Raw genomic sequence first — 19,761 nt, 5'->3', positions numbered from 1 at the left:
CAACAAATTTATTTAAAAAATAGAAGAGGTATGGTGCTCTATGAGATTTACTATAGGTAAGAAAATAATAAGTGCTTTCATAAGTATTGCGGTTCTTTTTGGAATCGTAAGCGGTCTATCCCTATTTTATTTAAAAAAGATAGACGATTCCAATTCGGATATAATTAGAAGGGGAGAACAGATCTTGTCTAATTTGAAGGATATGAGAGCTAGCACGCTGCAGCAGATGAGCAGTTTGCTAGATTTTCTTTTAAACCAAAGCAATAACGGATTGGATAGGCTTGACGAATCGAACAAGCAATTGTCGGAATTAATAAACGCTACCTTAAGACTGGTACAACGTGATGTGGACAAAAACCAATTACAGAAACTAAATGAAATAGGTTTACAATTCAAGAAAGGCGCAGATCAAGTTATTTCATTAGAGGGAACAAACATGGAAGCGGTAATAAAATTGGTGTCAAGTGATGTTATTCCGCTCGGGCGTGAAATGGAGAAATTGGCCAATGAGATAGCCGATGGACAACAAAAGCTAGTTGATGAAGATGTCAAAGAGAATGAGTTGATGGTTGATTCCGTCCGAACAACCGTTCTGATCATAAGTATAATCATATTTCTAACGGCTCTTACGATAGGTTACTTTATCTCCAGATTAATCTCTAAACCAATCGTTCATATCTCATATGCAGTAAAACGAATTGCTTCAGGTGACCTAACGTTAGAGAAAATGGACGTGAAAAGTAGGGATGAAATCGGCGAGTTAGCGGATTCTTTTAATCAAATGGTCCAAAACATCCGCAGTTTAATCTTGCAGGTCGGAATGAGTGCCAAATATGTTGCCACATCCTCAGAGGAGTTAACGGCTAGCTCCAAAGGGACCAATCGTGTTACGCAACAAATCTCTTCTACCATTCTAGAAGTTGCTTCCGGAGCAAATAATCAAGTTAAAAGTGTGAATGAAAGCGTGCAGGCCGTTAACGAGATATCGGAAGGAACGCAACAAATTGCTATCAATGCTCAAAGCGTCTCATATTCTGCATCCCAGGCGGCTGACAATTCGTTAGAAGGAAATCAAGCCATTCAACAAGTAGTGGATCAGATGAACTTTATTCATCAAACCTTTGAAGAAATATCGGGAGTGATAAACCGATTGGGAGAACGTTCACAGGATATTGGAGAAATCACTGAATCTATAACGAATATCGCTTCGCAAACGAATCTACTGGCACTTAATGCATCAATTGAAGCAGCGAGAGCAGGAGAGCAGGGAAGAGGATTTGCAATAGTGGCAAGCGAAATCCGGAAATTAGCCGAACAGTCGACTCAATCATCACAACAGATTGCTAAACTAATAGCAAACATTCAACAAGAAACAACTGCCGCTACGCAATCTATGGAAGTCGGAACAAAAGAAGTGAACAAAGGGATTCACGTTGTAAGTAAGGCTGGAATATCCTTTGAACATATTCAACAATCGGTACATAAAGTTGTCACTCAAATTCAAGAGGTGGCTGCGGCTTCTCAAGAAATGTCTGCTAGTACGGAACAGATCGGTAGCTCTATGAAGTACATTTCCAGAATCGTCGAGGAATCCGCATTGGGGATGCAGCAAGTATCTTCATTTACGGAAGAGCAGATCGCGTCCTCGGAGGAAGTTTTCACCTCTGCTTCCTCTTTGTCTAAAATGGCTGATCAATTACGAGATCAAATCGGTAAGTTTAAGGTCTAGGAAGACGCCGGGCATATTATTGATGGGAGAATGGGGTATTATTTATGTGCACAGAATTTTTGATATTAGTCCCACAATCCGTACAATAGGCGTTTGTTAAGGGGGTTTACCTGCCCCTTTCTTTAAGGCTGAACTGATCTAACTTCTTGTGGGCGCAATTTTTGAAGGGAGAAGTCCTCTATAGCGATGAAGTCTTTAGTGTCGCCATCAACTCAGACCTGGACGAAGAAAGGCGAGTCATGCCTAATCCTTGATAGTGTTTTTCTAAAAAAACCAACGCAGTTGAGCCGTTGAATCGGAGAATTTAGTAACTACATTTGAACCTATGATTTCACCATTGACTTCTGCAAAAGAGCCTGAGCGATGACACTCTCACTCTTTTTTTCGAAAAACTATTTGATCATTTCCCCAGCAAGCCTACAAGTCTAAGGATGGTTGCCTTGCAAGAGGGAGCAGTGATCGGAACGATATCCATCAAATGGAAGTCTGAATCAGATATGAATCACAAACAAAAACTTTCTTCCTGGAAAAACTTCAATAGGTTTGGAAAATGGAATCTACTTAAAATGAAGATTAGGGTACATTTATTTGAATATAACCCGCAGGTTGGAGAATATAATATTTCAGATGTAACTATCAATCCTGACCACCGAGGCGAGAGAGTTGGAAAGCTGCTATTGCAGTGGGCGCAGCACTTTGTGCAAAGCGAGCCAAGCTCGAATATGCTATGCCTGCACGTCTCGGGTGAAAATCCTGGGCCAAGCATCAATACGACCAATTTGCATTCCATACTCATATACAGGAAAATAGGTTAGTATGATATTTTATGTTCAATGAAAAGAGTTGGATCTGTATGGTTAAAAGTTTGAAATAAATGAGAAAAGATATCTCCAAGTAATCATCAAAAGTATGATGAAGCAGTGATGAGCACCGCATAAATAAACACGCAGCCGTTGCTGGCTGCGTGTTTATTTATGCTTTACGTTGGAAATTTATTTTCAGATTGAGCGTTACAGTTGTGAAGGTGTAATTCCCATCGTTCTTCTATCAAGCAGTCTATTCTTCATTTGGTTTCTATTCTGTAAATTTGAAATTGTATTTTATATAATTGTGAAGGGCTGCAGCAAGTATATTTACAATCTTTAAGAAAGTGTCCTTTAACTACAAAATCTAAATGGTTTCGTGGATTTTATGATAAGGTATAAACTTGACACATTAACGATTTCTAGGATATTATAGATACAATAAGTCTTTGAATGGGGTGTTACCGTGAGATTTACAAAAGCAACAAATTATGCTTTGCACACCATGCTCGCGCTACTTGACGCTTCTCCAGTTAAGCCGATAGGTGTTCAGCAGTTAACAGAATTACAAGGTGTTTCACCAACCTATTTATCCAAAATTTTAACAAGGCTCGTGAAAGCAGGGATGATCGAGTCTGTTTCCGGAGTCAACGGAGGATATCGCTTATCTCGCAAAAAAGACGATATCACATTTTTGGATATTATCCACGCTATTGAGGGTACTGCATCCTTATTTGAATGTGATTTTGTCCACGGCGACGAATGCTCGATTCAAGCTGTAATGAAAGAAGCGGAAGAGAAAATGGAAAGCCATCTTAAAAACACGAAGTTGACGGATCTGGTCCAAAAGCAAACACAGGTTTAAGGTTGAGCCATTTTATATTGAAAGGAGGAGTGCAGTTTTCTACTTTTATTCAATAATAGATATAATGAGTCTTTTATATCCGAATAAGGGTGTGAGCGTCATGATTTACGAATGCGCCATTATTGGTGGAGGACCGGTCGGGTTGAATGCAGTCCTCATTCTTGGAAGAGCAAGGAGAAGCGGCTATCATCGACAACAATCGACCCAGAAATGCCATTACACATGCGTCTAACGGCATTATTACGAGAGACGGCGTAACGCCGGTCGAGTTTCGCGGAATTGCTCTTGAGGAGATTAAAAGTTATCCGTTAGTCGATCATCCTCAAAACGAAGTTGTTTCCGTTGACACTACCCAATTCCGATTTGAGTAGCTTGATTCTACTTGCCTTCGCCTTCAATCGCGAAAACTGATCTTGACAACAGGCGTAAAGGAGATATATCCAGAGATTGAAGGCTTTTATCCGCTTTACGGGAAAAGCTTGTTCAATTGTCCCTATTGCGACGGCTGTGAGCTCCAAGATCAACCGATTATTGTTGTTTCCGAATTTCCAAACTTATTTCATACGGAAAAACTGCCTTTCAATTGGAGCAAGGATTTGTTTGTCTGTACTAGTGGCAAGGCATCTCTGTCAGAAGGGTGAATTTAGAATAAATTTCGATAATTTATAAAAAAGTCTGATCATTTATAATAAATATTGATAATTTGTAAAAAGTTTTATAAAAAAATTAAATGCACTCCGTTTCCTACTGGTGCAACAAACGGGCCAGATTATTGAGAAAGAAAATGAATCGCTTAAATGTTAAATTATGGTAGGATATAAATACTGTGAACACAGTTGTTTCAGAATTTAACTGACCTAATAATGAAAAGAGCGCGCAAAATTAAATTGAAAGGAGCAAAAACATGATTACAAATCAACAATTAGTAATAAACAATTTTGAAGAAAAATTAAAAGTATTTACTCATGCAGTTAGTGGAGAACTTACAAAGGAAGAAGATTTCGTTATAGCAAATACAGAAATTCCTACTGATACATTCAATATATTATTGCCGAAATCTCCAAATATCAAAAATGCAGTTAAGATTAGACATGGAATCGATAATTTTTCTTATAAAGAATATCCCTTTAGTATTTGGATTGATGCTCAGTATTTAAACGATGATTGGAAAAAACTTGTGCAAGAATATGACCTAAAAGAAACGGAACGTAATGTAATGATGAAACTTGAAAATACTCTTAATGTTGGTCAAAGAATTTTCCATCAGCTTATGATTACTAATGTGAAAAATAATGAAGAACTTTTAAAATATATAGAGGTATTTATGAGCTTATTTGAAGGTACACCAGAAAAAGATGCATTAGAAAGTTATTTTAATAAGTTTTCACAAATAAAATTAGGTTCAGAAGTTCAAATGTTTATTGGATGCATAGACGAAATGGCTGTAACTACTGGTTTATTAATAGAAAGCAAAGATAGTTATGGTATTTATGATGTGATGACAAAAGAAACATTTAGAGGTAAAGGAAATGGTAGTGAAATGTTTCAATTTCTTCTAAATCAAACAAAGGATAAACAAAAACCAGTTGTATTACAGGCTTCAGATGATGGGAAAAATATCTATAAGGGATTTGGATTTATAGATGTCGGAGAAATGGTTGTATTTGAATAAGGGTTTTTCTTATTAAGCTAAAGGGCGCGATTGTTCAGCAACATAGATAGGAAATGATCAATCTTTTTCAAAACACGCTCATTCTTTTTGTTCGTTTATCAAGGTTATTTGCATTAATTTGAACAAACTTATAAAACAACAAGAAGAGCACAAAAAGCAGCTTCAATCAAAGGGAATCATGGTCATGGAGCAACCTATTGCAGGCTTTCATTGGCCAAAATGGACAGCTTGAACATGTTCGCTTTGTAGACGGAACTCAAATTCCAAGGGTTGGTGGCTTCGCGACTCCTAAATTTTTGCAAAGCGTTCCGTTCGCAGAGCGATTAGGCTGTGAAATGACGGCGTCGGGCGGAATTAAAACGGACGGAAAGTGGAGACCGGAAATACCTGGTTTATATATCGCCGGAGAGCTTCGGACATGGCTCCTTCCCAAGTGGTTTTTGCTGCAGCGGATGGCAGCCAAACCGCTATGAGCGTAAATTTGGATTTGACGGAGGAAGATTTTACTATTCGTAGGAGTGCTCTTACGGGTTAATTACGGATATCAAATACCTTTGATATCTTTGTAATAATTGGCTTGGGGATGTACGTACCAAAGCCTTGCGATTTCAACCTTGTTGTTTAAGGAGGTGATGATATCCCGTCGATTCATCATTGGTAGTAGAAAGTTTGAAAATAATCTGGCTCTCCGAATTCGGATTCAGATTAGTAAGCTGTTGCTTAAATATGTGAAAAAAATTATGAAATGGAGGAAGATACAGATGACTATTTGTCACTCTACGGATACAACCTTTAAAGCTGATTTGAAACATGAAGGCTTAACATTAGTTAATTTTTGGGCACCTTGGTGCGGACCTTGTCGCTCTTTTGCACCTATACTCGAGAGGTTCGATCAGGAGTATAGCAACGTAGTGAGGGTGCTAAAAATTAATGCAGACGAACAACCAAATACTGTCGCTCATTATGGAATTTTGAGCCTTCCAACTACTATTCTTTTTAAAAATGGTGAACCGATCGATAAAATTCTTGGGGCTGTTCATATTGATAAATTAAAACAGTGCATACCAGATAAAAATAATTAAACAACGTAAAACTCCCAACGAAAGCCGCCAGCCCAATCGGCGGCTTTCGTTAAGTTGAGTAGTTAAATTTTAAGAGGAGATAAAATGAATGAAGAAGTTAGATAAAACCTACACAACCTAATTCTTTCATTTTATTGATATTGTTTTTTTCGGGATTGGTAATTAAGTCAAGCTTCTATGGATCACCTCACGAAACGGAAAAAATCGTACGTTAAGGGAAACGCCAGAAAATCTGGTTTGCTGGCGTTTCCCTTTAAGAAATGGAGTGTAACGGTCTAAACTTACCACGTTCCACCTGATTGTTCTGTTGTCAAGTGTAGTCGCCTGTCAGATTTATGTGTTCCCAACCAAGTGGAGAAAGATGTTTTAGTAGATTGTCATCAATCAACTCTCCACGTGCTCTCAATGCCTGTATAGCTCTCTCCAAGTAGAACGTATTCCACAATACGATGGCTGCTACTACCAGATTGAGGCCGGAAGCACGATAGCGCTGATTCTCAAAACTGCAGTCACGCAGTTCCCCCAGACGGTTGTAGAATAAGGCACGAGCCAGAGCATTGTTGGCTTCTCCCTTGTTCAATCCAACCTGTACCCGACGGCGTAGTTCAACGTTTTGCATCCAATCCAGCGTAAACAACGTCGCTCGATACGTCCTAATTCTCGCAGTGCCACAGCCAGCCCGTTCTGACGCGGATAACTACCTAACCTCCTCAGCATAAGAGAGGCAGAAACGGTGCCCTGTTTAATCGATGCCGCTAAGCGAAGAACTTCGTTCCACTCTTTTTGAATGTGTTTTACGTTGATGGTACCTCCGATCAAGCTCGTATAAAATAGCGTTAATTCCTTTAAAGGCTAGCATCTGCTTGGCATAAAGTATGCGATGAAGCACAGCAATGACTTCTTGTTCCACGGCTTGATTCTGAATAGTAGCTAAGTCGTATTCTTCAAGCAGTTGCTTCAAATGCAATTTATAGACTTTATGAGCCTGAGAAGAGCCGAACGAAGAACTTGCTAGAGTGACAAGCATGTGTACTCTTCGCTTTCCATAATGCCGTTTCATTAGTCTTCGCCAACCGTCAATTACATCTTGTAGCTGCATGTTACGAAGCTCAGATGGCGTTGGAAACAGGCGGAGTGTTGCTATGGCCCCGGTACAAGTAAAGTGTTTATATACTTGTCTCATTTCGGGGAAAACAAGATCGCCCCAGCGGTGTAACTGGTTTACAGTGCTTACCAAACGCATGTCGACGGCATCACGGTTAGACAAGAAACACGTAGTTCCTCGAATTCTTCGGTTGTGGTGCGAATCCATGAGTAGTACCCGTTTTTGATCATATCTGCAATGACTAAGGCATCTTTAACATCACTTTTAGAACTTGTATTATCTCGGTTTTCTTTGTTTTTTTAACCAGTTGTGGGTTCACTAGCACTGCTTGAAACTTATGGTCGAAAAGCCAGCGTGATAAGGCTAACCAGTAATCTCCGGTCAGCTCTAAACCGACAATGGCTTCGCTAAGTTGAAAGGGTACCAGCAACTTATGGATCCAATGTAAAAGGCAACTAAATCCGTCTTCGTTATTAAAGAAAGACAGGGACTCACCGAACTTTTGACCCTTTGTGTACTTCCATCGTACTGAGGCGCTCGTTTTTTACAAAGCCGAAAATAATCCACCTACAGGAATTCTAACGGGCAGGATAATGCAGCAACAGCTGAGATATAAACAGTAGTTGATCTTAGGGGGTATTATGGATAACGATTCTCAAAAAGCTCTTAGTAAATCGAAAGAAATTTTTCATGGTTTAGTAAAAACCATCGGTGTACCTTGGGAACATAGTGCATGGTCACAGTGCTATAAAATATCGCTAAATAATAACTTGACTTATTTCCTTAAAGGTACTCCTCGGCAAAGGAAAGAAGCGTCGGTAACAAAACATCTTCATTTACTTTTACCTAACATTGTACCTGAAGTTATCAATGATGATTTGATCCCTGAATCTACATGGCGATGGTTTTTAGTTACAAACGCTGGAACATGTTGCTATGAAGGAATTGAGTTGAAGTGTGCTTTAAAGGCAGCGCTCAATTTGGGAAAACTGCAGAGAATAACGTTTATTGAAGGTTCTTTCATTTCAAAACTTTTGCCACAGTGTGAGGCCCAACGTTTACAAGAAGCAGTGGATAATGTAGGTAGGTGAGCCCTAAAGTTTTCTAATGCTGAAGAATCCGAAATAATTCAACGTCTTTTATCCATAAGTTCTGACTATTATGATGATCATGAGCAAAATCTGAATAGTATTCCATCTACGTGCGTTCATAAGGATTTTTGGTCAGGAAATATAGCAGTAAAAGATGAAAATGTTATGATAATTGATTGGGGAGATGCATTATGGGGAGTAGGTGGCATCTCAATAGTTAATATGATCTTATCTGATGACAGTTTATCAAGCCAATCAAACATCATTTGGGACGAGTATTTCAAAGGACTTAATAGAAAATTCGATAAGGACTACGTAAAAAGCTGTCAAATAGCTTATTTAGTTTCAGAACTTGTAACAGAAAAAGAAGTCGCAGATTTACAACAACAAAAATATGGGCCTGGATTACTTCCATCAGTCAGGCGATTGTACAAAGAGCTAACACAGAACTGTTAATACAAGTCAACACATTTTATTCCACTAACGGGTTCGTTAGTTCAACGAGTTCTAGCTACCCGATTACTAAAATCGGATTTCTTTGTAGAATAAAGAGTCCGGTTTTTCCATGAAATAAATTGCTTAGCGCACGATTTTTCCGTTTCGTGAGGTGACCCCTTCTAAAATACAATCACCTTAACCCCCGTGCTTTAAAGGGAGTTTTCAGTATCACAATGGCAAGCAGCATGGGCGAGTAGTTTGTTTATGTTATGTTTCGCTGTTGGATGCTTACGTTTTGGACCATTATCTGATCGTTTTAACCGAAAAAAATCATGCTTTGGGGATTAGCTGCGTTAGCGATTGTTACTATCTTTCTGTGTACACCAGTGGTGGATAATCTTGTTACAGATCAGGAGAAATCTATAGCAGCATTTTGAATGCACTTTAAATGCTGGTAATTTTCGTTATAAATGGGGATGAAGTGTGGAAGATACATTTAGAATTCCGTTGTCCGCATGCGACAGATCAAGTGGATTGTCCTTTAGGCATGGCTGCTTGTTCGTTCTTCAATTATGGAATGGTGGTCAAAATCAACAGTTAATCGGATATCCGGCGCTATGCGCTGCCGCATCGGGAAAGCCGAGGCTGGAAAGAACTTTACAATAAATGAACCAGTGTGCAACGCTGCGATTCTCGAATGAAGACCTATTTAATCGCAGACCAGCTTCATGCCTGGGGGATTCAAAAAGTGACGACTCACCAATATTTGAATGCGATTGTGTTACTTGCTTCTGCACTTGTCATCGCGAAGAAACGAGTCTAAAACGGCTTAAAAATTTCAGATTCATCGAAATTCTTCCATTCTGCTCATTTATCGCTCCGCTCTCACAGCACTGTGATTTCTCTATGCCCTAACCATGACTCTGAATCAAAATATGAATTATGCAAAATGCTCAAATATATAAAGCCCTGAAAATTCAAAAAAGATTTTCAGGGCTTTATATATTTGAATAATTACGTTTTGAGTTAGTTTGAGTTTTTCCTTATAAAGTATTCTCGGCTATCTGTCCGCAATTTTTCAGGTAAAACGTGATTAAGTTCATCATTTAACCATGCAAGGGTCTTATTACGAAGAAACTCACGCATATATTCTTCTGCCTCAAGCATCGTTAAGTTAATCGTACAAGAAGAATTGGCGGAAATACAGGAAGAGCATTTTTTATCTAAATGCATAAGATTATCTTTCAAAATATTTTTACATTGAAAAATAGGTTTTACTCCTTCAACTGCTTCTATTACATCCCAAAAAGAAATTTCTACGGGGGACTTAGCTAATTTATAACCACCTTTTACTCCAGGTGTAGAACTCACAATACCAGCCTTTGATAATTTACCAAAAACTTTTGAGAGATATGTTTCTGAAAGCCCTTGAAATTCTGAAAGGTCTTTTATTCCAATACTTTCCTCTTCGGGTGCATCTATTAAATAAACAAGGCTATGCAACGCATATTCAACCATAACACTATACTGCATATAGACTCACCTGCTTTCATTGTAAAAAGGCTATCAAAAAAATCATTATACTCCCTAAATGTTTTTTTGTAAATTAGCAAAAACTAACTTTAGAATCTATAGAATTTGACAAAAGCCTATGACACCTTTATATTGTATATTATATCAATCGACGATTTAACTAATCGTCGATTGATATAATATACAATTAAGATTAAGTAAATTAAATTTAAAGGAGAAAACATCCAATGAGCAAACTGCTTGTCATTAATGCACATCCAGAAGTCGATTCCACATCTTCATTTAGTCTAAATGCATTCAATTACTTTATGAAAATATATAAGGAGAAGCATTCTAATGATGAAGTTATTGAACAAATTAACTTGTACAAGGACGTAGTACCAATGATAGATCAAACTGTTTTAAGTGCATGGGGAAAACTAAAAACAGGTCAAGAACTAACAAGTCGAGAACAAGAAGTAACAGAGCGTATGAATGATGTACTAAAACAATTCAAAAGTGCAAACAAGTATGTAATTGTTTATCCAGTGCATAACTTTAATGTGCCATCAAAGTTAAAGGATTATATGGATAATATTATGATTGCAAGGGAAACCTTCAAATATACAGAAACGGGATCAGTTGGTCTTCTTAAAGATGGAAGAAGTATGCTTGTGATACAAGGAAGTGGGGCAATCTATACCAATAATGATTGGTATACCGAAATTGAATATTCGCATAAATACTTGAAGTCGATGTTCAATTTTTTTGGTATTGAAGATTATCAAATTCTTCGTGTACAAGGTACTGATAAACTGGACAAAGATGAAGTATTAAAAAAAGCTTATAAAGAAGTTGAAGAAGCCGCTTCGAAATTAGCAGTGAAATAAGCTAAGGGAAAAGTTTAACATCAAAAGCCGATCGTAGATAAATCCTATAAGCTCTTGTATAATGAAACTAACTTCAAAAATGAAGGGACTGAACTATGCGCAGATGTCAATATCTTAAACCTGATATTATAATATAATGGAGGTAAAAGTATTGATTACAGAGTTACACACAGAACGTTTACATTTGAGAAAAATGAAGGTATCGGATTCGTCTAGTTTGTTTAAAATCTGGTCTGATCCAGACGTTACTAAATTTATGAATGTAAGTTGTTTTACTGATGAAAATCAAGCAAAAGAGATGATTAATCTTCTTGATGGACTTTCTCGAAACAGTAAGGCTATTCGTTTCTCCATAATTAAAAAAGAGTCAAATGAAATTATAGGTTCTTGTGGTTTTAATTCCTTTGATTTTGAAAATGAAAATGCAGAAATTGGATATGACATTGCTAAATCATTTTGGGGAAGAGGATACGCTTCAGAAGCTATCTGTTCTTTGTTAGATCACGCATTCTCATCTTTAAAGCTGAATCGAATCGAAGCAAAGGTTGACCCCGAAAACGTGAATTCTATAAAGCTTTTACAAAAGCTCAACTTTACGTTTGAAGGAACACTTAGACAATATGAAAAAGTAGAAGGAAAGTTTAACGATCTCAATATTTATTCAAAATTAATATCAGATTGATTTGATTTTCTACCTATTTTGAATTGTAAGAAGCATTCACGAAAACGTACTGTTATAGACAGCCCCGGGAAACCGTATCACAGAGTATTGAGTTAACGGGACACGAGGATTTAATAAAAAGAAGCCACTCCATTTGTTTGGAGTGGCTTCTTTGAACTGATCTAACGTTATGGTCAAATCATACTTTGCTTAAATATGATACACCGAACCGTATCACAAATAGTGGTAAAGCGCAGGGTGGAGGTTGTCGTAGACGTATGTGAACTTAATCTTTTAGCATTGCTAATTAAGTAATGACCGGATGGCAATTGCTATCCGATCATTTTCAATCTGATTACATTCCCGTACGTGTTAGTAGACGATATCATATTCAATACAATTGGTGTTGTTATTGGTGTCATTTTTTACGGCTCTATCAGATGGTTATTAGGCGCTTGCAGAAAAAGAAGCACAAAGTCTGTTCTGTTGATCTAGCCTATCGTTTTTCGTAGTTGGATAATTCTCATTTCATGGTTTATATCGTCTCGCCTTGATGACAAGCATGCTCAAGTGTCTGGAGCACAGATAATAATTCCTGCTTTAGTTCTGGATCTGTAATATTGCCTTCTTTATTTAGTTTCAAAGTAATGTGCGGTATTACCAATGTTCCTCTTTCTACAATATCAGCATTAATCATTTTAAGTGTAAGCAGAAGTGAAGCATTAGCTTTATCACCGCCCATTGGAGATGGTGAGGCACTGATTACCGCTGTAGGTTTATTTATGAATTCGCCTGAAGATACGAGCCAATCCAAGGCGTTTTTTAACACACCAGGCACTCCATTCCCATATTCCGGTGTACATATAAGCACACCATCTGCCTCCTTAATATGTGTCCTTAATTCTCTGACCGGAACAGGTTCTTCGACTGCATCGATGTCTTGATTAAAATGCGGCAGGTCGCCCAACCCGCCATAGATGGTAAATTTAACGTTCTCCTTGGCTAATCCGATGATGGCATTCATTAGTGCTTTATTCGAAGAGTTTTGACGAAGACTTCCCGAAATAGCCAAGATTTTAATTTCTTTATCCATTTAACATCATCCCATTTCTTCTGTGATTTGATTATTACTAAATTTAATTATCACTTAATTTCGATATCGTCCGCTTAATTTCATCAAGGGCCAGCAGCAAAGCTTTGCGCCCGATACCTTTGTTTTGATAGTTCTGATCCACCATAAATCGCCAAATCGATATTCTTCGTTTTGTCTCAGGCACCCACATGAAAAATCCAACAGGCTTGCCGTCTAAACAAATTGCGCGTGTTTGATATGAGGGGGTGAATTTTGACTCAATGAGTGACCACGTATTGTCTGCTACATATTCATGCTGCTGATCAGCTACAGTTAGGTCACAACATCTTAATAATTATTCTAATCTACATCAGTAAGGGTTATATTCATTTAATGTAATCTTCTTTCGAATTAGTTAGTAACTCACTTTCGCAGAACTGCATTTTCACTACTATAAATATAGAAATTAATGAGGGGGACTATCCCACTTTACTGAGATGCCCCAAAATCAAGTCTAAGAGCACAAAGGGGACATTCGATTCTTCTGCCGCTTACCAAGGACGTTTGAAATAACGGGGTGAGTCACTTTCGAGTCTGCACAGGTGGTCAAATTAATTCCAGCATTGACACAGTAATAGCAACTGACATATTAAAGAACCTTTGCATCTATCCATGACTTTAGCTTAACTTTCTCATAAGCAACTCGACCGGCCCTCTCGTCATCCATTTTCTCCACATATGCGAAAAGATAATGGCCATTATAAAATATAAGCTTCCGTATGCCATTGCAAAAACAAGGGAGCCATTTTCCAAATAGCCCGTTGTATGAAGCAGCCCTAATCCGATCACTACATGTCCAATATAATGAGATAACGATAACTGCCCGGTACTGATCAGTGCTTGCGTAAGAACGGACTGATCAAATTTATCGACGACATAAAGACAAATCGCGATCACGGCCATAGCTGAACAAATTCCTGAGAGCACATACAGCATTGTAGGCGGCATCGGTTTCGTTCCAAACAAATAATGTGCCGCTTCATTCCCCAGTACAGGGGAAGCCCATTTAATCAAGAAGAAGGAAAGGAATTCAAAAACAATTGTTCCTGACAATGAATATATCAACAACTTCGATCGATGCTCCTTGCTCAGCCAGCCCTTTCTGCCAATCCACATGCCGATGAGGAAGAAGCTCAGCCAAGGAAAGATCGGATGGAATCCGTTAAATAACAGATTACGAATGAACCCTTCTATTGTCCAAAAACTCGTATATTCTTTGAAACTCAAGTTCCACCCTTGGGTGTAATCGAATATGACTAATAATAACTGTGATGCTACCAGGATAAACGCGAACAATCCGAGTATTTTGTTGTTGGATACGGTTATCAATACCGCAGCCACAAGCATGAATACCGCATAGTAGTGCAAAATGTCTGCGCTCCAGTCCATTAACAATAAAAGCACGCCCGCAATAAACAGGAAAATTGCTCTCTTGTATAAGCTGTTCCGGTTTTGTCGAATAAGCTCCCTGTTCATTGAGCTTCGGGCTTTGGAGGTCATTAGGGTTACTCCGATGCCAGCCAGTACGACAAACAATGCAGATGCTCTCCCCTCAAACAGACCTGCTATCGATTGTAGCCATCCCGGTCCGCTATTCTCTGCCTGCATTGCAAGCTTATAGTTCACGATAATCATTCCAAAGATCGCCAATGCTCTCGCAAAATCAAGGGCGGTTATCCTCGCTTTCGATTGACTCATTCCACTTCATCCCCTCTTAGTGTTTTGCGACGTGACGATTGAACCATTCGTTTTACTAGCCAGGCAACAGCTCCAAACAGTACCAAGATGATTACGATGCTCCAAGAATAACTCTCAATGGTGTGCAACAAATTGTCCCATTGTGAGCCAAACATGTTTCCCAACCCGATGAAGCAAATACACCAGAACAAGGCGCCGCTATAAGCATAGACTGCAAAGGTTCGAAACGAAGAACCCAAGATACCTGTTAAATAACCGGTTATATGACGAACACCGGGAATAAAATAGCCGATGAATATAAAAAAATTACCGCGCCTGCTAAACCATTTTTTCGTCTTATAGAATTTGCCTGGTGTAATGAACACCCATTTGCCAAAATGCTGAATAAAAGGCATTCCCACTTTCAGACCGATAACATATGTCACAGTCATTCCTAATGTCGTTCCGGTAAACGCTAGAAAAAGTGCCGTCCATCCGTCTAATACACCCAGATAAGACAGATACCCCACATACAGCATTGTTATTTCCCCTGGAAAGGGAAGGGCGATGAACTCCAGCAGTAATCCTATGAACAGGAGTGCATATCCATATTGCTCAAATAGCGCTTCAATATTCATCGATATCACATCCTTTAATTCTTTTTTCGAATAGGAAAAACAATAAGCAAGCTCAAAAGCAATATTAATAAAGTCGTTAGTATGATTGAATATTTTTCTATAAATAATGCATACAGAGTTAAAAGACTTCCGCCTGCAGCAACTGACATTCTTTTATTCACTTTACTAGGGAACCTCGTATTTTTATGTGCTAGTTGGATTGCACAGGCGCTGACAAATATACCGATACAAACCAAAAATGAATTGGGAGTTAGGACAGTTTTATACAACATAATCCCAGGAACTGTGCCAAATGTAATCAATTGACTTAGAGAATGGATACTTTGCGAGAAGGCTTCTTTCTGGATAGGCTTCGGTTTTAACGCATGTAATAAAACACCTAAGCCAAAGCTAAATAAAGACCATTCACGATGCCCCTGATAAACTGCCAGAATCGAACAGATGCCTGCGAATAAGATAATTAAAGATAACGTGACAGAAATTCGCATTTCTTCTACCAACCCTCTACAAATTTTTATTAGTTCTATCTAGGATAAAAGATGTTTATCATGTGCATAGAGGCTCCGCTTCCTGATGTTCCCTGCAGCAGATCAAGGTATTATGTAATGGATTCCATTGCTTTACTTTTCCACACTACTGACATTACAAATGTGGCAAACAGTACTACTGCTGCGAAAATATATGGTAAATTAATATTCACATCAAACAAAATACCGCCTATTGCTGGTCCCATAATAATTCCAAGACTTGTATACATGGAATTCATCCCAGCGACAAAACCTTGCTCTTTCCCTGCCAATTTGGAAAGAAGTGTTGTCAATGCAGGACGAAGTAAATCACAGGCGAAAAATACAATACTGGAAACGGCCATAATGCTCCAATAACGACTGACAAACACAGAAACAACAATGAAAATTGCAGCAACTATAATCGTGGCATGAATAATCTTCTTCTCGCCGAACTTGTTTACCAGCTTATCAAAGAATAACAATTGAGCTACAACACCCGAGATGGAGCCTACTGTAATTATGATAGCTATATCTTTGGCAGTAAAACCGAATTTCGAATCTACAAAAAGGCTGAACATCATTTCATAGGCAGATAGTCCAAAAGATAGTACGAAGACAATGATCAGGGGCATCAAATATATAGGATGAAAAGATTTCTTAATCTCTGAGAAAAAGTTTGTTTTTGATCTCAAATTTCTGTTTTTTATAAGTTGTTCTTTAGATAAAGGCTCTTGCAAAACAAGGAGTGAAATGAAAGCAGCGACCAGGGCAAAGCCTGCTGCGAAAAAGAATGGGGCGCGTATGCCCAATTCGGCTACAAACCCGCCAATGCCAGGACCAATGATGAACCCTAAACTAATCGCAGCAGCTTGATATCCCATGACTTTAGCTCTCTCTTCTAATGAAGTGCTATCCGCGATAAAAGCAGTTACTGCTGGCATAATGAGGGCATCGCTAATCCCTCCTAATATTCTGGAAAGAAACAGTACCCAAACCTGATTCCCAATGGCAAATAACAGCTCCGAGATAGAAAAAAGGAATAGACCGAATACAATCATTTTCTTTCTGCCAATCGTATCTACCCAGATCCCGGCAATAGGAGAGACGAGAAGCATGGCAAATGCAAAGGCAGAAATCAAGTATCCCATCACTTGGCCGCTTAAATGCATTTCTTTTGCAAGGGATGGCATGATTGGGGCAGCAAGGCCTACCCCTACAAAGGCAATAAATAAGTTAATTAAGATGACAACTAATGATTTTTTTTCTTTAGTAAATATACGCATACGCTTTCCCCACCCAACTTTGTATCTTTTTCATTTTCATTAAATAGCCTCCTATAAAATTTACTGTTTATTTAAATTCAAGACCATATAATCCCATTTCGATTCATTGAACAAAAGATGCCGCACTAAGCTATTCTTTTGTAAATGAGTCTGGAATGACAGGAGCTCGTATAGTTGCTTGGCACGTGGGTTACTACCTACGACGTGCAAGCTCAGAACATTTAGGTGTGGCTCAGTTTGCGCAAAATGCTGCGCCCACTGAAATAATAGCTTTCCAATCCCCTTGCTTCGATGGTCTTGATGGACAACAATGTCTGCAATATAACATTCTCCAGCCTGTGGTTTGTGATCTAATAAAGATAACCCGATCAGCATTTTTAACAGGTTCCATTTCCCCAAATTATTGAAGCTCTTCCACGAAGGAAGCTCTTGCTTTTGCTTCACATCAGATTCGGGCTTCCATTTGATAGATATCGTTCCGATAACCTCTCCATCTTGCAGGGCGACCATTCTTTGACTTGCCAGTTCGGTGGGATAATGTTCAAACAGATTTTCGAAAAAAAGAGAGAGATCGTCATCATTCATGCTCGTCAACTTTTGAAATTTTCCGCGAAACCCGTGAACAAGCAAGCGGCCGACCTGTGGATTATACTTGGCCTGCATAGGTTCAATTGTTATCGGTGCTGCAATCATGATGGTTTCTCCTTTCGGATTTTGTTGCCGATTCGATCAAGAATTGCAACTCGTAATACAACTCGTTCTTGCTAAATAACGATAAATAGGATCTTTCAATAAGAATTAGGGGTCCAGCTATGGTATAAGATTGCACAGCCGCATAGTCGTACAACTGTTCAATCATTTGTTTGAGCTCATCATCTTCATGAATTAGGCTCTGCATGGAAAGGTAATTGCCTCCAGGTAAAGAAAAATCGCCAGGCCCTTGAGTTTCTAGGCATAAGGAAATTGTGCTCGAACCGTCATATATATAATGAATGTCCGATTCGAACAAGTTCGGAACGCGCTTCGCTTGTTCAGCCAAAAGTTTGGCATTAAGTTTAGTGTGTGAATCCATTTCAATCCAACTTGCAAAGTAGGTGGTGTCTCGCCGCTTTATGTGATACCGGTTGGACTGCGAATTAAAGTTTTGCTGTTCATGTAAAACTTTTTTGATGAAATGCTGAAGCTCATTGAGCCGCAGCAACTCAGTATCCACTTCCCACAAGGAATGATGGAGAAGCTGTTGATATTGATCCGCAGAATACGAGGTCATACAATCATTTATGGACTGAACAGACACTCCCAGCTTACGAAGCAATAGAATATGTGCTAGCTGGTAGACTTGCTCAATGCTGTACATTCTATATTGATTGTTATCTGTATAAGCGGGCCCAAGAACTCCTTTCTCTTCAAAATAACGAATTTGATGAACAGACACGTTCATAAGATTGGCTAATTCACTGATCGTAATTTCACTCTTCATAAAGTTCACTCCTAAAGCTTTTAATACCTCAACGATATTCCTTAGGTCAGACCTAAGGTCAAGTGTTTGTGTTAAATTTTTTTGTTAATACTAGATCATTTAAATTATTTGAATATGAAGGACACAACAATTGTGGATTGCTAGTGGATATTTGAAAAATGAACAAGGAGCATATGGAATCTATGAAAGTCCTTGGGAACATACAGGGGATGGAGGAGTTCATACAACTGTTGAAGAATTGGTAAAATAGATTAATCATTATGAAAAAGAAAACCAAGGGAATCCTCAATATCCCTGGTAGAGCTAGGGGATTTTCACAATAATTATGAGCAATGACCCAGTTGAAATCATGAGAATGAGCGAGAAAACAAAAAACACTACTTTAAAGTAGGAGGCTAAGAAATGAATATCATTGTTGTAGAATATGATCCAAATTGGAAAAATGAATATCTAAAAGAAGAACATGCAAAAAGGAGATTCTTCAAGATGATTAGTGAACAGTTTTCATGTTGGGAGTACTTCTGTTCCAAATTCAAAAGCAAAACCGATCATTGACATTCTGCTTGTAGTTATTGCATTCATCAAATTCATGCTTTCCAGTATGATAAAATTCAAAAAATCGGAAGGCACCTATCTTTCAGAGATTATCTTCGCCAAAACCCAGAAATATGTAAGAAATACGGGGAATTAATAAGTAAATTAGCTGACCAATATCCAACTGACATTGATGGCTATGGTGACGGTAAAGATGAGTTTGTCAGAAAAATAGAAGAAGAAGCTCTCAAATGGCATTGGACTATCCACTGAAATCAAAAGTTTGATGGAGGTGACAAGCACTGCATAATAATATGCACTCAAAAAAACACGCAGCCACTGTTGGCTGCGTGTGATGGTGAATAGGGTAGCGAGATGAACTTGCAAAGGGATTATGATAGGGCGACAAATTGATGTCGGCTGCCACATGCACACAGTAGATCTGCGGAAAAGGTCCAGTAAAACTCAGTAAGTATCTTTAACAGCAGATTCTACTGTTGAGGTACTGCTGGCTGGTTAGTAAAGTTAACCATCGTTATCCCCCTCAAAAGTTAAATTAAGAATAGTTTATATTACTTCGAAACTTACGCTTACAATAAACTTATTATAATAGAAATTACATCAACATCTAAAAGAAATAGCTAGCCCTGCTACCAGTTT

22 protein-coding genes and 5 pseudogenes are annotated in these 19,761 nt (G+C 38.4%); 15 read left to right on the top strand and 12 right to left on the bottom strand.

Annotation, left to right across the window (positions count from 1 at the left end; translation table 11 throughout):
- Positions 1-40 precede the first annotated feature (40 nt).
- The 7 genes and pseudogenes from MKX35_RS18315 (at position 41) to trxA (ending at position 6,151) form a co-directional block, all read left to right on the top strand.
- Positions 41-1,729, top strand: a complete 1,689-nt coding sequence (locus tag MKX35_RS18315) for a methyl-accepting chemotaxis protein (RefSeq protein ID WP_076298644.1) — start codon at positions 41-43, stop codon at positions 1,727-1,729.
- 344 nt (positions 1,730-2,073) lie between these two features.
- Positions 2,074-2,544 (top strand): GNAT family N-acetyltransferase, encoded by a 471-nt coding sequence (locus MKX35_RS18310; RefSeq protein WP_341044467.1) that lies wholly within the window; start codon positions 2,074-2,076, stop codon positions 2,542-2,544.
- A 454-nt stretch (positions 2,545-2,998) separates the two neighbouring features.
- The gene (locus MKX35_RS18305; RefSeq protein WP_076298646.1) at positions 2,999-3,397 is read left to right on the top strand and encodes an Rrf2 family transcriptional regulator; all 399 of its coding nucleotides are present in this window, start codon (positions 2,999-3,001) and stop codon (positions 3,395-3,397) included.
- Between the two features lie 100 nt (positions 3,398-3,497).
- Positions 3,498-4,032 (top strand): annotated as a pseudogene (locus tag MKX35_RS31915) (FAD-dependent oxidoreductase); the annotation flags it as partial.
- Positions 4,033-4,301: 269 nt separating this feature from the next.
- Complete coding sequence (locus MKX35_RS18295; protein ID WP_076298647.1) at positions 4,302-5,069, top strand: GNAT family N-acetyltransferase; 768 nt, start codon at positions 4,302-4,304, stop codon at positions 5,067-5,069.
- A gap of 197 nt (positions 5,070-5,266) precedes the next feature.
- Positions 5,267-5,542 (top strand): hypothetical protein, encoded by a 276-nt coding sequence (locus MKX35_RS18290; RefSeq protein ID WP_076298648.1) that lies wholly within the window; start codon positions 5,267-5,269, stop codon positions 5,540-5,542.
- 288 nt (positions 5,543-5,830) lie between these two features.
- A complete protein-coding gene (gene trxA / locus MKX35_RS18285; protein WP_076298850.1) occupies positions 5,831-6,151 on the top strand; it encodes a thioredoxin in 321 nt (106 codons plus the stop codon).
- 310 nt (positions 6,152-6,461) lie between these two features.
- On the opposite strand, the pseudogene MKX35_RS18280 reads toward trxA, so the two are convergent.
- The 3 genes and pseudogenes from MKX35_RS18280 to MKX35_RS18270 form a co-directional block, all read right to left on the bottom strand.
- A pseudogene (locus tag MKX35_RS18280) lies at positions 6,462-6,970 on the bottom strand (Tn3 family transposase); the annotation flags it as partial.
- Entirely contained in the window at positions 6,894-7,418 is a 525-nt protein-coding gene (locus MKX35_RS18275; RefSeq protein ID WP_143759344.1) for a hypothetical protein, read from the bottom strand. The gene MKX35_RS18275 and the pseudogene MKX35_RS18280, both read right to left, overlap by 77 nt.
- 79 nt (positions 7,419-7,497) lie before the next feature.
- Positions 7,498-7,743, bottom strand: a complete 246-nt coding sequence (locus MKX35_RS18270) for an IS110 family transposase (protein ID WP_081382766.1) — start codon at positions 7,741-7,743, stop codon at positions 7,498-7,500.
- A gap of 154 nt (positions 7,744-7,897) precedes the next feature.
- Between MKX35_RS18270 and MKX35_RS18265 the strand changes: the two genes are divergently transcribed.
- From MKX35_RS18265 to MKX35_RS18255, 3 genes and pseudogenes are all read left to right on the top strand, one after another.
- Positions 7,898-8,347 carry a hypothetical protein gene (locus MKX35_RS18265; RefSeq protein ID WP_076298650.1) on the top strand — a complete coding sequence of 150 codons (450 nt, stop codon included), beginning with the start codon at positions 7,898-7,900 and terminating at the stop codon, positions 8,345-8,347.
- A 33-nt stretch (positions 8,348-8,380) separates the two neighbouring features.
- The gene (locus tag MKX35_RS18260; protein ID WP_143759346.1) at positions 8,381-8,803 is read left to right on the top strand and encodes a phosphotransferase; all 423 of its coding nucleotides are present in this window, start codon (positions 8,381-8,383) and stop codon (positions 8,801-8,803) included.
- A 478-nt stretch (positions 8,804-9,281) separates the two neighbouring features.
- Positions 9,282-9,608 (top strand): annotated as a pseudogene (locus MKX35_RS18255) (transposase); the annotation flags it as partial.
- Between the two features lie 203 nt (positions 9,609-9,811).
- Here the strand turns inward: MKX35_RS18255 and MKX35_RS18250 are convergent.
- Positions 9,812-10,318 carry an RrF2 family transcriptional regulator gene (locus tag MKX35_RS18250; RefSeq protein ID WP_076298652.1) on the bottom strand — a complete coding sequence of 169 codons (507 nt, stop codon included), beginning with the start codon at positions 10,316-10,318 and terminating at the stop codon, positions 9,812-9,814.
- 227 nt (positions 10,319-10,545) lie between these two features.
- Here MKX35_RS18250 and MKX35_RS18245 point away from each other — a divergent pair, with 227 nt between their 5' ends.
- Together MKX35_RS18245 and MKX35_RS18240 are read left to right on the top strand one after the other, a co-directional pair.
- Positions 10,546-11,187, top strand: a complete 642-nt coding sequence (locus MKX35_RS18245) for an FMN-dependent NADH-azoreductase (RefSeq protein ID WP_076298653.1) — start codon at positions 10,546-10,548, stop codon at positions 11,185-11,187.
- Between the two features lie 151 nt (positions 11,188-11,338).
- The gene (locus MKX35_RS18240; protein WP_076298654.1) at positions 11,339-11,869 is read left to right on the top strand and encodes a GNAT family N-acetyltransferase; all 531 of its coding nucleotides are present in this window, start codon (positions 11,339-11,341) and stop codon (positions 11,867-11,869) included.
- 514 nt (positions 11,870-12,383) lie between these two features.
- On the opposite strand, the gene MKX35_RS18235 is transcribed toward MKX35_RS18240, so the two are convergent.
- The 8 genes and pseudogenes from MKX35_RS18235 to MKX35_RS18200 all read right to left on the bottom strand — a co-directional run bounded on the left by MKX35_RS18235 (position 12,384) and on the right by MKX35_RS18200 (position 18,567).
- On the bottom strand, positions 12,384-12,941 hold the full coding sequence (locus MKX35_RS18235; RefSeq protein ID WP_076298655.1) for an NADPH-dependent FMN reductase: 558 nt from the start codon (positions 12,939-12,941) through the stop codon (positions 12,384-12,386).
- A 43-nt stretch (positions 12,942-12,984) separates the two neighbouring features.
- Positions 12,985-13,230, bottom strand: a pseudogene (locus MKX35_RS18230) (GNAT family N-acetyltransferase); the annotation flags it as partial.
- A gap of 368 nt (positions 13,231-13,598) precedes the next feature.
- Positions 13,599-14,678, bottom strand: a complete 1,080-nt coding sequence (locus MKX35_RS18225) for a DUF418 domain-containing protein (RefSeq protein ID WP_076298656.1) — start codon at positions 14,676-14,678, stop codon at positions 13,599-13,601.
- Entirely contained in the window at positions 14,675-15,295 is a 621-nt protein-coding gene (locus MKX35_RS18220; protein WP_076298657.1) for a DedA family protein, read from the bottom strand. Before MKX35_RS18220 ends, MKX35_RS18225 begins: the two co-directional genes overlap by 4 nt.
- A gap of 14 nt (positions 15,296-15,309) precedes the next feature.
- Entirely contained in the window at positions 15,310-15,795 is a 486-nt protein-coding gene (locus MKX35_RS18215; RefSeq protein ID WP_143759348.1) for a hypothetical protein, read from the bottom strand.
- A gap of 98 nt (positions 15,796-15,893) precedes the next feature.
- On the bottom strand, positions 15,894-17,087 hold the full coding sequence (locus MKX35_RS18210; RefSeq protein WP_076298659.1) for an MFS transporter: 1,194 nt from the start codon (positions 17,085-17,087) through the stop codon (positions 15,894-15,896).
- Positions 17,088-17,147: 60 nt separating this feature from the next.
- Complete coding sequence (locus tag MKX35_RS18205; protein WP_076298660.1) at positions 17,148-17,780, bottom strand: GNAT family N-acetyltransferase; 633 nt, start codon at positions 17,778-17,780, stop codon at positions 17,148-17,150.
- Complete coding sequence (locus MKX35_RS18200; RefSeq protein ID WP_076298661.1) at positions 17,755-18,567, bottom strand: MerR family transcriptional regulator; 813 nt, start codon at positions 18,565-18,567, stop codon at positions 17,755-17,757. Before MKX35_RS18200 ends, MKX35_RS18205 begins: the two co-directional genes overlap by 26 nt.
- A 108-nt stretch (positions 18,568-18,675) precedes the next feature.
- On the opposite strand from MKX35_RS18200, the pseudogene MKX35_RS18195 reads away from it, so the two are divergent.
- The 3 genes and pseudogenes from MKX35_RS18195 to MKX35_RS31905 form a co-directional block, all read left to right on the top strand.
- Positions 18,676-18,814 (top strand): annotated as a pseudogene (locus MKX35_RS18195) (serine hydrolase domain-containing protein); the annotation flags it as partial.
- 246 nt (positions 18,815-19,060) lie between these two features.
- Positions 19,061-19,258, top strand: a complete 198-nt coding sequence (locus MKX35_RS31910) for a GrpB family protein (RefSeq protein WP_256716234.1) — start codon at positions 19,061-19,063, stop codon at positions 19,256-19,258.
- Positions 19,177-19,374, top strand: a complete 198-nt coding sequence (locus MKX35_RS31905; protein WP_445671588.1) for a GrpB family protein — start codon at positions 19,177-19,179, stop codon at positions 19,372-19,374. Before MKX35_RS31910 ends, MKX35_RS31905 begins: the two co-directional genes overlap by 82 nt.
- The last annotated feature ends 387 nt before the right edge of the window (positions 19,375-19,761 follow it).

The sequence above is a fragment of the Paenibacillus sp. FSL R5-0923 genome, from assembly GCF_038009145.1.
Classification (GTDB): Bacteria; Bacillota; Bacilli; order Paenibacillales; family Paenibacillaceae; genus Paenibacillus_AQ.
The sequence above is the reverse complement of the archived record's forward strand: the minus strand, read 5'-3'. Positions and strand labels throughout refer to the sequence as shown.